Here is an 11,106-nt window from a genome sequence, read left to right as displayed (position 1 = left end):
CAGCGGCATCACTTCTTCTTGGCCGGCTTGGCGGCAAACGACGGCGTGGTCGTGCCCATGGTGGAAACCGGCTGCACCGGCTTCGCCGTCTTGTCCTTCTTGGGCTTCTTCGCTTCCTTGTTGCTGCGTTGTAGCTTGGACATGCGAGTACTCCTGATCGTTGATTCGGCGGCCGGCCTGCCCGTGTGGCAGTGCCGGCCCCAGTCCCGAGGATGCGCCTTTGCGCCGGCCCTGTCCGGCCGGTACGCCAGCGCACAGACGCCGCCGGCCTTCACCGCCAGCCTTGTTGCCGGCGCCGGACGAATGCCCGCCGCGCGCCGCCCTCAGCCTGAAGGACGACAACAAGATGCAATCCCCGCCCGTTTCCCGCCTGGCGCTCGGCCTGTGCGCCGCGCTCGCGCTCGGCCTCGCCGCCTGCGCCGATACCGCCGGCCCCAAGCGCCAGCTGGCCGTCGCCGATGCCGCCGTCACCCATGCCGACACGCCCGGCACCCAGACCGGCGCGCCGGCCGAATTGCAGCTGGCGATCGACAAGCTCGCCAGCGCCCATCTGGCCATGACCAGCCACAACTACGCCCGCGCCGGCCAGCTGGCCGACCAGGCCGAGGTCGATGCCGAGCTGGCCGAGGTGCGCGCCCAGTCGAGCCGCGCCCGCAAGGCGGCGCAGGAATCGAAGGACGCCGCCGGCGCCCTGCGCGAAGAACTCAACCGCAATGCGCCGCGCTGAGCGCATGAGAAAGCCCCAGATGAACCCGCTTGCACGCCTCTTTCCGCTTGCCCTGCTGGCCGCCGCAATCGCGGCCTGCTCCACCGCACCGCCGCGCAATGCCGCGCTCGACCAGGCCCATGAGCGCTACAGCGCCGCGCGCGCCGATCCGCAGGTGAGCGCGCTGGCGCCCGACGAACTGCGCCGCGCCAGCGAGGCCGTGGCGGCCGCCGACCGCGCCGCCGCCGACGACGCCAGCCCGGCGCAGATCGATCACCTGGCCTATCTGGCGCGTCAGCGCAGCGACATCGCCAGCGCCGCCGCCGTGGCCCGCGCGGCCCAGGCGGTGGTGGTGGGCGCCGCCGCCGAGCGCGACAAGACCCGGCTGGCGATGCGCACCGCCGAAGTCGACAGCGGCCGGGCCCGGCTCGCCACCCAGGGCGCCGAACTGGCGCGCGCCGATGCCGACGCCAGCCGCAGCGCCAACACCGTCGCCGCGCTGCAAGCCCGGCTGAAGGACCTGAACGCCAGGCAGACCGACCGCGGTCTGGTCGTGTCGCTCGGCGGCGTGCTGTTCTATACCGACCAGTCGCGGCTGCTGCCCGAGGCCGCGCACAGCCTCGAACAGCTGGCCGAGGCGCTCAAGGCCGACCCGAAGCGCAATGCCCGCATCGAGGGCTATACCGACAGCGTCGGCAGCGCCGCCTACAACCTGGCGCTGTCCGAACGCCGCGCCAGCTCGGTGATGACCGCGCTGGTCGCGCTCGGCGTGCCGACCGGCCAGCTCAGCACCCGCGCCTTCGGCGAAGACTCGCCGGCCGCCAGCAACGACAGCGCCGCCGGCCGCCAGATGAACCGCCGCGTCGAGGTGGTGTTCAGCCCCGACAGCACCGTCTCGCGCTGATCGCGCGCCGCGGTCCGCCACAACCGCGGCTACGACACCGCCCTGAAGGCCGACAAGTACCTGCCGATGCTCCACGGCAGCCCCGAGGACGCAGCGCGCGTGACGACCGCGCCGGCCGATGCACAGGCGCCCGAACCGGCCTGATCCGCATCGACCACTGTCAACTCGACGATCGCGCCGACGGCGGCGCGGACTTCGAGCCCGCACAGGCCGAGCTGTGCGACCACATCGGCCAGCCCGGCATCCAGCAGGCCGATGGCAGCGAACCAGGCCCGGAAGGCGTCGATGGCGGCGGCTCCGGGCGTGCGCTCGTAAACCGCAAAACCGGCGAACTGGCGGAAGTCGAGCCGCAGCCGCAGCGCCTGGGCCAGCGGCTCGTCGCCCAGGCCATGCCAGTGCGCCAGCAGCAGCACGCGGAACATGCGGTCCTTGCCATGCAGCGCGGCCGGCGCGGTCAGCGCGGGCCGCGCCTCCAGCGGCGCGAGCCGCGCATCGATTGCCTGCCAGTCGATGATGTCGCGCAGCTTCATCAGCTGGCTGTCGTGCGCCGGCAGGCCGGACGCGCCTGATTCGAGCGAGGTGGCGATGATCGACTCCCGATGCATGGATCCGGCCGCGACGGACAACTTGTTGTCGCGGCGTGTAACCGCGAGATTGCGTGGCCGGCGGCGGGCGGTCTGTGCGGTGTCGAACCTTGGCGCGGCGCGGCTCAGTCGGGCGCGCCGAAGCGGTCGGCATAGGTCTGGCGGTCGATGGCATAGCAGCTGCACGCGGCGGCCATGAGGCCGGGCCGGTCGAGCACGCCAAGCTCGCCGCGGTGATAGGCGATCAGGCCGTCGGCCTGGAGCGTGCCGGCCGCCTCGGTCACGCCGGCGCGGCGCACGCCGAGCATGTAGGCGAGGAATTCCTGGGTCACGCGAAAGCGGTCGGCGCCGGCGCGGTCCTGGCTCATCAGCAGCCAGCGCGCCAGACGCGGCCCGAGCGTGTGAAACCGCAGGCAGGCCGCCGAGGTGGCGAGCTGGGCCGTGAGCACATACAGGTAGCGCCGCAGCAGCGCATCAAGCGCCGGGCTGGCCGCCAGCACGCCGGCAAACGCCGCCGCGTCGATGCGCAGCAGCGGCCCGGTGCCCTGCACCACCGCGCGCACCGGCACCCGGGCCACGCCCAGCGCCAGCTCGATGCCGACCATGCCTTCGCTGCCGACCATGCCCACCTCCAGCCCCGGATGGGCATCGACCTGGGTCACCAGCGAGATGAAGCCGCCGGCCGGGAAATAGGCATGCAGCGTGGTGTCGCCGCGATTGCGCAGCACCTGGCCCAGATGCGATTCGACCGGCTCGGTGGCCGCGAGCAGACGTTGCCGGTCGGCTGCGGGCAGCAGCGCGAGGAGATGGTTTTGCATGCGGCCCAGCCTGGGGCAGATGGCGCCGCGTCACCGTTGGCCGGCGCACACAGGCGCGGCGCCGCGCACCGGGCCGCGGCGCCGGTCAGAACCGATAGGCGCGCTGATAACTGGCGCTGAAGCCCGCCAGCGCCGCCAGCACGCGCTCCGGCGCATGGCCGGGTTTCGGCACGAAGCTGTCGAAGCCGCAACGCGCGAGGTAATGCACCGTGTCGATCAGCACGTCGCCGGTGGCGCGCAGCTCGCCGGTCCAGCCCGCGCGCCGCAGCAGTTGCGCCTGCGAGAAGCCGCGCCCGTCGGTATAGGCCGCGAAGTGGATGGCGATGAAGGCCAGCGCCTCGTGCGCGAGGTCGGCCGGCAGCGCATCGGCCGGCGTCAGCACCAGCCCGACCGGATGGCGCCGCCCACGCAGCGCGGCGCGTTCCGGCGCCCAGAGCGCGAGCGGCAGGCACCAGCCGGGCTCGTCCGGCGGCAGGGCCAGCGCCGGTTGCGGCGCGAACAGCCGGCTCGCATCCGGCTCGATGGCGCCGTTGCGCACCAGCGCGGGCCAGGTCGTGCAAGCTGGCTCAGCCATGCGCCACCTCCGCCTTGAGCGGTGCGTACACCGCCTGCTTGAACGGCTCGATCCCGAGCCGGTCGACCACGTCGACGAAGCGTTCATCCTCGTGTTCGCGCGCCGCCAGATAGCAGCCGACCAGCCGCTCGATCACGTCCGGCACAGCGTCGCGCCGAAACGCCGGACCGACGATGCGGCCGACCGCCGCGCCGCTCGACACCGCCGGCGCCTGCGCAGCGCCGGCGCGCCGGCCGCCGTTCTGGCGCCCGCCGAGCGTCACCTGGTACCACTCCTCCCCGGCCTTGTCGACGCCGAGCACGCCGATGTGTCCGATGTGGTGATGGCCGCAGGAATTGATGCAGCCCGAGATGTTGAGATCCAGTTCGCCGATGTCGTGCAGATGGTCGAGGTCGGCGAAACGCTCCTGGATCGCGTTGGCGAGCGGGATCGAGACCGCATTCGCCAGCGCGCAGAAATCGCCGCCGGGGCAGGCGACGATGTCGGTCAGCAGGCCGACATTGGGCGTCGCGAGGCCGAGCGCATCGAGCGCGCGCCAGAGCGTCGGCAGGTCGCGCCGGCGCAGCTCCGGCAGGATCAGGTTCTGCTCGTGCGACACGCGCAGCTCGCCAAGGCTGTGCCGCTCGGCCAGGTCGGCCACGGCGCGCATCTGCTGCGCCGAGATGTCGCCCGGCGGCTGCCCCGGCGCCTTGAGCGAGACCGTGACCGCCGCATAGCCCGCGACGCGATGCGGATGCACATTGCTGCGCAGCCAGCGCCGGAACGCCGGATCGGCCTCGTCCGGCGGCGCGTCGTGCACCGCCGCCGGATCGTGGGCCGGCACGGTGAAGCGGGCGGCCACGCGGTCGCGCTCGGCCGCGCCGAGCGTGTCGGGACCGCCGCGCAGGCTGGCCCATTCGGCTTCGACCTGGCGCGCGAACTCGTCGGCGCCCAGGTCGCGCACCAGGATCTTGATGCGCGCCTTGTACTTGTTGTCGCGCCGGCCGTGCAGGTTGTAGATGCGCAGCACGGCTTGCAGATAGGTCAGCAGGTCGCAGCCGTCGACGAAGGGCCGGATGCATTTGGCGACCATCGGCGTGCGGCCCATGCCGCCGCCGACCCACACCGCGAAGCCGATGCGCCCGTCCCGCTCGCCGGCTTGCAGACCGATGTCGTGCACCGCGATGGCGGCGCGATCGGTGCGCGCGCCGCTCACGGCGATCTTGAACTTGCGCGGCAGGAAGGCGAACTCCGGATGCAGCATCGACCATTGCCGGATCAGCTCGCACCACACCAGCGGATCGACCAGCTCATCCGGCGCGATGCCCGCGAAATGGTCGGTCGTCGTGTTGCGGATGCAGTTGCCGCTGGTCTGGATCGCATGCATCTGCACCGTCGCCAGCTCGGCGAGGATCTCGGGCGCGTCCTCCAGTCGCGGCCAGTTGAACTGGAGGTTCTGGCGCGTCGTGAAATGCGCCTGGCCACGGTCGAAGCGCTCGGCGATGTCGGCCAGCTTGCGCAACTGGCGCGCCGCCAGCAGGCCGTAGGGAATCGCCACGCGCAGCATCGGCGCATGGCGCTGCACGTACAGGCCGTTCTGCAAGCGCAGCGGGCGGAACTCGTCCTCGCTCAGCTCGCCGGCAAGAAAGCGCCGGGTCTGGTCGCGGAACTGGGCCACGCGTTCATCGACGAGCCGCTGGTCGATGTCGTCATAGACGTACATGGAAGGATTGCCTCGGGTTCGGTCACGGGAGAAGCGGCCGAGGCTAGGCGGGCGGCGCGCGGCGCAACAGATGCAGTTGCGCCGCGCGCGACCGGCGCAGTTGCGCGGCGCCCGTCTGCTCCGGTCGATTCCGGGGCCAGCTGCACCTGTCGCGCGGCGCGCCGATGCGCGAGGCTCGCGCTCCCTCCTCCCATGGCTCCGCGCGCCGGGGCGTCAGCCGTCATGCCCTTGCTCGTCTTGGCCTTTGCCGCGCTGGTCGGCTTTCAGTGGCTCGGCGGTTCGCTCGCCCAGGGGCTGCATCTGCCGCTGCCCGATGCGCTGGCCGGCAGCTTTCTGCTGACCGGCCTGCTCGCGCTGCGGCGCCAGGTGCCGGCGCCGCTCGCGCGCGTGGCGGGACTGCTGCTGCGACATCTGCTGCTGTTCCTCATCCCGTCGGTGGCGGGGGTCGCGGCGCAGTTCGCGCTGCTGCGCGAGCACGGGCTGGCGCTGCTGGCGGTGTGCGTGGCCGGGGCGGCGGTGACCATGGCGGTGTCGGCGCTGGTGCTGACGCTGTGCCTGCGCCACGCCGGCGGCCGGGCATGAACGCCGGCCTGCCCGATCTGCCGGGCCTGGCCACGGCCGCTGCCTGCCTCGGCGGCACGGTGCTCGCCTATGCGCTGGCGCTGGCGGCCTATCGGCGCGGCGGCGGTTCGCCCTGGCTGATTCCGGTGCTCACCGGCACGGCGCTGGTCGTGCTCGGCCTGCAACTGGCGGGGCTGCCCTATGCGCGCTACCGCGAGGCGACCGCGCCGCTGCGGCTGCTGGCCGGGCCGGCCACGGTGGCGCTCGCGGTGCCGCTGCATGCCCAGTTCGCGCAACTGCGGCGTCTGGGCTGGGCGCTGGCGGTGGCGCTGCTGGCCGGATCGGCCGCCGGCATCGTGTCGGCGGTGCTGCTCGCGCGCTGGCTGCATCTGCCGGAGCTGCTCGTGCAGTCGCTCGCGCCCAAGTCGGTGACGATGCCGATCGCGCTGGCGCTGGCCGAGGCCGGCGGCGGGCTGGCGCCGGTGGCGGCGCTCGGCGTCGCGCTCACGGGCATCGCCGGCGCGCTGCTCGCCCGGCCGCTGCTGCAAGCCCTGGCAGTGCGCGATGCCGCCGTGCGCGGCTTTGCCATCGGCATGGGCGCGCATGCCATCGGCACCGCGCGGGCGCTCCAGGTCGATGCGGTCGAGGGCGCGATGGCGGCGCTCGCCATGGGCCTCAACGGACTCGCCACCGCCGTGCTGCTGCCCTTGCTGCTGCCGGCGCTCGCAGGTGGCTGAACCCGGGCCGGCGCGGTCGCTACCATCGGGCGCCTTCACCCGCCCGCTGACGCGCCTGCCCGCCATGAAACCCACCCGCTACGCCGCCCTCGCCGCCGCGATCGAACAGGCCATCGCCGGCGGCGTGCTGCGGCCGGGCGACCGGCTGCCGTCGGTGCGCCAGACCTGCGTCAGTCATGCGGCGAGCGCCTCGACCGTGTTCCAGGCCTATTACCTGCTGGAAGCGCGCGGCCTGATCCGCGCCCGCGCGCGCTCGGGCTGGTTCGTCACCGAGGCCACGCGCGCCGCGCCGCCCGAGCCGGCCGCCAGCTCCGCGCCCGACGGCGCCGCCGTGCAGCTCGACATCAGCGCGATGGTGTTCGACATCCTCGGCGCCAGCATGTCGCGCGCCGTCGTGCCCTTCGGCTCGGCCTTCCCCGGGCCCGAGCTGTTCCCGCTTGCGCGGCTCGGGCAGGCGCTGGCCGGCGCCGCGCAGTCGCTCGATCCCTGGGCCACGGTCGACGACCTCACGCCGGGCCTCGCGCGGCTGCGGCGCCAGATCGCGCGGCGCTATCTGGCCGACGGCATCGCGGTCGATCCGGACGAGATCGTCATCGCCAACGGCGCGCTGGAGGCGCTCAACCTGTGCCTTGCCGCCGTCACGCGGCCCGGCGATGCGGTGCTGGTCGAATCGCCCTGCTTCTACGGCGCGCTCCAGGCGCTCGAACGCCAGGGCCTGCGCGCGGTCGAGGTGCCGACGCATCCGCGCGACGGCATCGATCTGGGCGCGCTCGATGCCGCCATCGCGCGCCATGCGCCGCGCGCGGTCTGGCTGATGCCCGGCTTCCAGAATCCGCTCGGCGCGCTGATGCCCGAGCCGAACAAGCGCGCGCTGGTCGCGCTGCTGGCGCGCCATGCCATTCCGCTGATCGAGGACGACGTGTATGGCGAGCTGTGGTTCGGCGAGCGCCGGCCGCTGCCGGCCAAGGCCTTCGACACGGCCGGGCTGGTGCTGCACTGCTCGTCGTTCTCCAAGAGCCTCGCGCCGGGTTACCGCATCGGTTGGGCGATTCCGGGGCGTTTTCGGCAGGCGGTGGCGCGGCACAAGCTGAGCTTTTCGATCGCCACCTCGGCGCCGGCGCAGATGGCGCTCGCCGCCTATCTGGAGCGCGGCGGCTACGACCGCCATCTGCGCCGGCTGCGCGAGACGCTGCGGCTGCGCCAGGCCAGCGTGCTGCGCGCCATCGCCGCCCACTTCCCCGAAGGCACGCGCGCGACCCGGCCCGAGGGCGGCTATTTCACCTGGGTCGAGCTGCCCGCGGGCGCCGATGCGCTGGCGCTGCATCGGCGGGCGCTGGCGGCCGGCATCAGCGTCGCGCCGGGGCCGATCTTCTCGGCTGCGCGCGGCTTCCGGAACTGCCTGCGCATCAACTGCGGTCACGCCTGGGACGAGCGCGCGGCGACGGCGCTGGCCACGCTCGGCCGGCTGGCGCAGCCGGGCTGAGCGCAAGCGCCGCGCCTGCTACGGCGTTTTGCGGCGCGACTGCACCTGTGCGAGCGGGACCGGCGCGCCTAGTTTCGGCGCCATCCCGTCGCCCCGGCGACGCTGCCTGGAGTCGCCATGAGTGCGCCACAAACCGTCATCCCGATCCACCCCGCGCCGCAGCGCGCGCCGCTGCCGCCCGAGCCCGGCAACGACCGCGTGTATGCGCGCGAAGTCCACGGCCGCCATGCCCGGCTGCGCTGGTTCATGGTCTGGTTCACCCAGGCGCTGTTCTACGGCCTGCCCTGGCTCGGCTGGGCCGGCCGGCCGGCGCTGCTGTTCGATCTGGATGCGCGGCGCTTCTTCCTGTTCGGCCTGGTGCTCCAGCCGCAGGACATGGTCTGGCTCGCCGGGCTGCTGGTGCTGTGCGCGCTCGGGCTGTTCTTCGTCACGGCGGTGGCCGGCCGGGTGTGGTGCGGCTACAGCTGCCCGCAGACCGTCTACACCGAAATCTTCATGTGGATCGAGCGGCGCATCGAGGGCAGCCGGGGCGCGCGCATCCGGCTCGACCGCAGCGGCCCGAGCCTGCAATGGCTTGCACGCAAGGGCGCCAAGCATGCCGCCTGGATCGGCTTCAGCCTGTGGACCGGCTTCACGCTGGTCGGCTACTTCACCCCGATCCGCGAACTGGGCGGCGCGGTGCTGACGCAGTCCACCGGCCCCTGGGAGAGCTTCTGGCTGCTGTTCTACGGCCTGGCCACCTATGCCAACGCCGGCTTTCTGCGCGAGCAGATGTGCAAGCACATCTGCCCCTACGGCCGCTTCCAGGGCGCGCTGCTCGATCCCGACAGCCTGGTCATCGCCTACGACGCCGCGCGCGGCGAACCGCGCGGCGCGCGCCCCAAGGCGCAGGCCGCCACGCCGGGCCAGAGTGGCCACGGCGCCTGCATCGACTGCTCGCTCTGCGTGCAGGTCTGCCCGACCGGCATCGACATCCGCAACGGCCTGCAAACCCTGTGCATCGGCTGCGCCGCCTGCATCGACGCCTGCGATTCGGTGATGGACAAGCTCGGCGCGCCGCGCGGCCTGGTGCGCTACACGACCGGCAATGCGCTGGCCCACGGACTGGATGCGCGCGCCATGCTGCGCCGCGTGCTGCGGCCGCGCGTGCTGGTCTACGGCGCGCTGCTGATCGGGCTGTCGACGGCCTTCGTGCTCAGCCTCGCAAACCGCCCCAGCCTGCGCGTCGACGTGATCCGCGACCGGGGCGTGATGGCGCGCAGCATCGACGACGGCGCCTCGGAGAACGTGTACCGGCTGGTGCTCATGAACAGCGCCGAGCGGCCGCGCCGGCTGCGCATCGACGTGGTCGGCGCCGCCGGCCTGAGCGTCGAGGAAGCCGAGCCGGTCGAGCTGGCCGCCACCGCCGACCGCAGCCTGCCGGTGCATGTGCGGCTGGCGCCGGCGGCCAGCCAGGCCAGCGCCGGCGCGACGCTGCCCATCGTGTTCGAGGTGCATGCGCTCGACGGCGACGACCCGGTCGTGCGCGAGCCGAGCACCTTCATCGTGCCGCGCTGAGGCCGCGCATCACAGATAGCCGCCCTGCAGCAGCACCGGATGCGCGAGCGCCTCGGCCACCAGATGCAGCCCGGCCGCGCACTGCTCGCGCGTGAGCTGGCCGCCCAGGCACAGGCGCAGCGCATTCGGCGGCTCGGTGCCGGTGCTGAAGGCCACCGCCGCCACCGCCGGCACGCCGCGCCCGCGCAGCCAGCCGGCCAGCTCGTTGGCCTCGACGGTCGCGGGCAGCGGCAGCCACAGATGAAAGCTCTCGGCGCGCGGCACGAAGCGGTGGCCGGCCAGCTCGGTCTCGGCGATGCGCTGGCGCCGACCGGCCTCGTCGCGCACCGCCGCCAGCAGCGCCTCGGCCGTGCCGTCCTCGATCCAGCGTGAGGCGATGGCGGTCGTGACCGGCGAGGCCATCACCGTCGCGGCGCGCAGCGCGCCCGCGAGCCGCTGCATCTGGCGCTGGCCGGGCGCGTGCACATAGGCCGTGCGCAGGCCGGCGCCGACGCATTTCGACAGGCCGGTGAGGTACCAGGTCAGCTCGGGCGCCAGGCTCGCGAAGGCCGGCGGCGCGCTGCGCACCAGCCGGCCGTAGGCGTCGTCCTCGATGATCGGCACGCTGTAGGCCAGCGCGATCTCGGCCAGCGCCTCGCGCCGGCTGCGCAGGATGGTGCGGGTGGTCGGATTGTTGAGCGTGGGATTGAGATAGAGCGCCTTCGGCTGCACCGTCTTGCAGGCATCGCGGAAGGCGGCCGGCAGCGGCGCGCCGTCGTCGGCCAGCGGCAGCAGCCGCACGCCGAGTTGCGCGGCGATGGCCTTGATGCCCGGATAGGTCAGCGCTTCCACGCACACCGTGTCGCCGGGACGCGCGAGCTGGCTCAGCAGCGCATGCAGCACCGCATGCGCGCCCGGGCAGACCAGCACGCGCTCGGCCTGCACCTCCGCGAAACGCGGGCGTATCCATTGCGCGCCCAGCTCGCGCTCCTGCGGGCTGCCGCCGAAATCCTGGTAGCGCAGCAGCGCATAGGGATCTGCGTCGCGCACCGCGGCGGCGGCGCTGTCGCGCAGCCGCGCGACCAGCTCGGGATCGTCGGGCTCGGGCGGCAGGTTCATCGTCATGTCGGCGCCGTTGCCGTCGCGCAGCTGCATCGCCGGCGCCGGGCCGCGCACGAAGGTGCCGCTGCCCACGCGCGAATCGACCAGCCCGCGCTTGCGCGCCTCGGCCAGCCCGCGCGCCACCGTCGAATAGTTGAGATCGAGATCCGCCGCCATGTCGCGCAGCGGCGGCAGCCGGTCGCCCGGCGACAGCCGGCCGCTGCGCGTGTCCTCGGCGATCAGATCGACGAGCGTGAGATAGGCCGGACCGCTGGCGTCGGCCAGACGCTGGCGCCACTGGCGCGTGATGCGGGGCATGCGGTGCTTTCCTGAGTGCCGTCGGCGATGCCGGAGCGACGCGAATTGCGTGCCAAATTGATCGCTTCGATTTGCCGCGATT

At 73.1% G+C, this 11,106-nt stretch carries 12 protein-coding genes; 6 read left to right on the top strand and 6 right to left on the bottom strand.

The features are described 5' to 3' along the window. Positions 1-8 precede the first annotated feature (8 nt). The gene (locus tag B9P64_RS29060; RefSeq protein WP_268877139.1) at positions 9-143 is read right to left on the bottom strand and encodes a hypothetical protein; all 135 of its coding nucleotides are present in this window, start codon (positions 141-143) and stop codon (positions 9-11) included. Positions 144-346: 203 nt separating this feature from the next. Here B9P64_RS29060 and B9P64_RS07240 point away from each other — a divergent pair, with 203 nt between their 5' ends. Together B9P64_RS07240 and B9P64_RS07235 are read left to right on the top strand one after the other, a co-directional pair. After that, positions 347-727 carry a DUF4398 domain-containing protein gene (locus B9P64_RS07240; RefSeq protein WP_139826184.1) on the top strand — a complete coding sequence of 127 codons (381 nt, stop codon included), beginning with the start codon at positions 347-349 and terminating at the stop codon, positions 725-727. Positions 728-731: 4 nt separating this feature from the next. Then, positions 732-1,610 (top strand): OmpA family protein, encoded by an 879-nt coding sequence (locus B9P64_RS07235; RefSeq protein ID WP_217808660.1) that lies wholly within the window; start codon positions 732-734, stop codon positions 1,608-1,610. Between the two features lie 29 nt (positions 1,611-1,639). Here the strand turns inward: B9P64_RS07235 and B9P64_RS07230 are convergent, their stop codons facing one another. The 4 genes from B9P64_RS07230 to B9P64_RS07215 form a co-directional block, all read right to left on the bottom strand. Beyond that, positions 1,640-2,215 (bottom strand): transposase, encoded by a 576-nt coding sequence (locus B9P64_RS07230; RefSeq protein ID WP_085315550.1) that lies wholly within the window; start codon positions 2,213-2,215, stop codon positions 1,640-1,642. A 104-nt stretch (positions 2,216-2,319) separates the two neighbouring features. Further along, on the bottom strand, positions 2,320-3,012 hold the full coding sequence (locus B9P64_RS07225; protein ID WP_085315549.1) for a Crp/Fnr family transcriptional regulator: 693 nt from the start codon (positions 3,010-3,012) through the stop codon (positions 2,320-2,322). Between the two features lie 85 nt (positions 3,013-3,097). Beyond that, positions 3,098-3,586, bottom strand: a complete 489-nt coding sequence (locus tag B9P64_RS07220; RefSeq protein ID WP_085315547.1) for a DUF934 domain-containing protein — start codon at positions 3,584-3,586, stop codon at positions 3,098-3,100. Next, positions 3,579-5,288 (bottom strand): nitrite/sulfite reductase, encoded by a 1,710-nt coding sequence (locus B9P64_RS07215; RefSeq protein ID WP_085315545.1) that lies wholly within the window; start codon positions 5,286-5,288, stop codon positions 3,579-3,581. Before B9P64_RS07215 ends, B9P64_RS07220 begins: the two co-directional genes overlap by 8 nt. 222 nt (positions 5,289-5,510) lie before the next feature. On the opposite strand from B9P64_RS07215, the gene B9P64_RS07210 reads away from it, so the two are divergent. The 4 genes from B9P64_RS07210 to ccoG all read left to right on the top strand — a co-directional run bounded on the left by B9P64_RS07210 (position 5,511) and on the right by ccoG (position 9,626). Continuing rightward, positions 5,511-5,870, top strand: a complete 360-nt coding sequence (locus B9P64_RS07210) for a CidA/LrgA family protein (RefSeq protein WP_176256760.1) — start codon at positions 5,511-5,513, stop codon at positions 5,868-5,870. After that, on the top strand, positions 5,867-6,586 hold the full coding sequence (locus B9P64_RS07205) for an LrgB family protein (RefSeq protein WP_085315542.1): 720 nt from the start codon (positions 5,867-5,869) through the stop codon (positions 6,584-6,586). Before B9P64_RS07210 ends, B9P64_RS07205 begins: the two co-directional genes overlap by 4 nt. Positions 6,587-6,650: 64 nt before the next feature. Then, positions 6,651-8,069, top strand: a complete 1,419-nt coding sequence (locus tag B9P64_RS07200; RefSeq protein WP_085315541.1) for an aminotransferase-like domain-containing protein — start codon at positions 6,651-6,653, stop codon at positions 8,067-8,069. 117 nt (positions 8,070-8,186) lie between these two features. Further along, positions 8,187-9,626 carry a cytochrome c oxidase accessory protein CcoG gene (ccoG, locus tag B9P64_RS07195; protein WP_085315540.1) on the top strand — a complete coding sequence of 480 codons (1,440 nt, stop codon included), beginning with the start codon at positions 8,187-8,189 and terminating at the stop codon, positions 9,624-9,626. Between the two features lie 9 nt (positions 9,627-9,635). Here the strand turns inward: ccoG and B9P64_RS07190 are convergent, their stop codons facing one another. Then, positions 9,636-11,024, bottom strand: coding sequence for an aminotransferase-like domain-containing protein (locus tag B9P64_RS07190; protein WP_085315539.1), 1,389 nt, complete (start codon positions 11,022-11,024; stop codon positions 9,636-9,638). Positions 11,025-11,106: the final 82 nt, after the last annotated feature.

This window comes from Derxia lacustris, from assembly GCF_002105195.1.
GTDB classification, from domain to species: Bacteria; Pseudomonadota; Gammaproteobacteria; order Burkholderiales; family Burkholderiaceae_E; genus Derxia; species Derxia lacustris.
The sequence above is the reverse complement of the archived record's forward strand: the minus strand, read 5'-3'. Positions and strand labels throughout refer to the sequence as shown.

What these genes read in the sequence shown, in the direction of transcription:
- B9P64_RS29060 (WP_268877139.1), bottom strand. Translation starts at nt 143, where the DNA reads ATGTCCAAGCTACAACGCAGCAACAAGGAAGCGAAGAAGCCCAAGAAG.
- B9P64_RS07240 (WP_139826184.1), top strand. Translation starts at nt 347, where the DNA reads ATGCAATCCCCGCCCGTTTCCCGCCTGGCGCTCGGCCTGTGCGCCGCG.
- B9P64_RS07235 (WP_217808660.1), top strand. Translation starts at nt 732, where the DNA reads ATGAGAAAGCCCCAGATGAACCCGCTTGCACGCCTCTTTCCGCTTGCC.
- B9P64_RS07230 (WP_085315550.1), bottom strand. Translation starts at nt 2,215, where the DNA reads ATGCATCGGGAGTCGATCATCGCCACCTCGCTCGAATCAGGCGCGTCC.
- B9P64_RS07225 (WP_085315549.1), bottom strand. Translation starts at nt 3,012, where the DNA reads ATGCAAAACCATCTCCTCGCGCTGCTGCCCGCAGCCGACCGGCAACGT.
- B9P64_RS07220 (WP_085315547.1), bottom strand. Translation starts at nt 3,586, where the DNA reads ATGGCTGAGCCAGCTTGCACGACCTGGCCCGCGCTGGTGCGCAACGGC.
- B9P64_RS07215 (WP_085315545.1), bottom strand. Translation starts at nt 5,288, where the DNA reads ATGTACGTCTATGACGACATCGACCAGCGGCTCGTCGATGAACGCGTG.
- B9P64_RS07210 (WP_176256760.1), top strand. Translation starts at nt 5,511, where the DNA reads ATGCCCTTGCTCGTCTTGGCCTTTGCCGCGCTGGTCGGCTTTCAGTGG.
- B9P64_RS07205 (WP_085315542.1), top strand. Translation starts at nt 5,867, where the DNA reads ATGAACGCCGGCCTGCCCGATCTGCCGGGCCTGGCCACGGCCGCTGCC.
- B9P64_RS07200 (WP_085315541.1), top strand. Translation starts at nt 6,651, where the DNA reads ATGAAACCCACCCGCTACGCCGCCCTCGCCGCCGCGATCGAACAGGCC.
- ccoG (WP_085315540.1), top strand. Translation starts at nt 8,187, where the DNA reads ATGAGTGCGCCACAAACCGTCATCCCGATCCACCCCGCGCCGCAGCGC.
- B9P64_RS07190 (WP_085315539.1), bottom strand. Translation starts at nt 11,024, where the DNA reads ATGCCCCGCATCACGCGCCAGTGGCGCCAGCGTCTGGCCGACGCCAGC.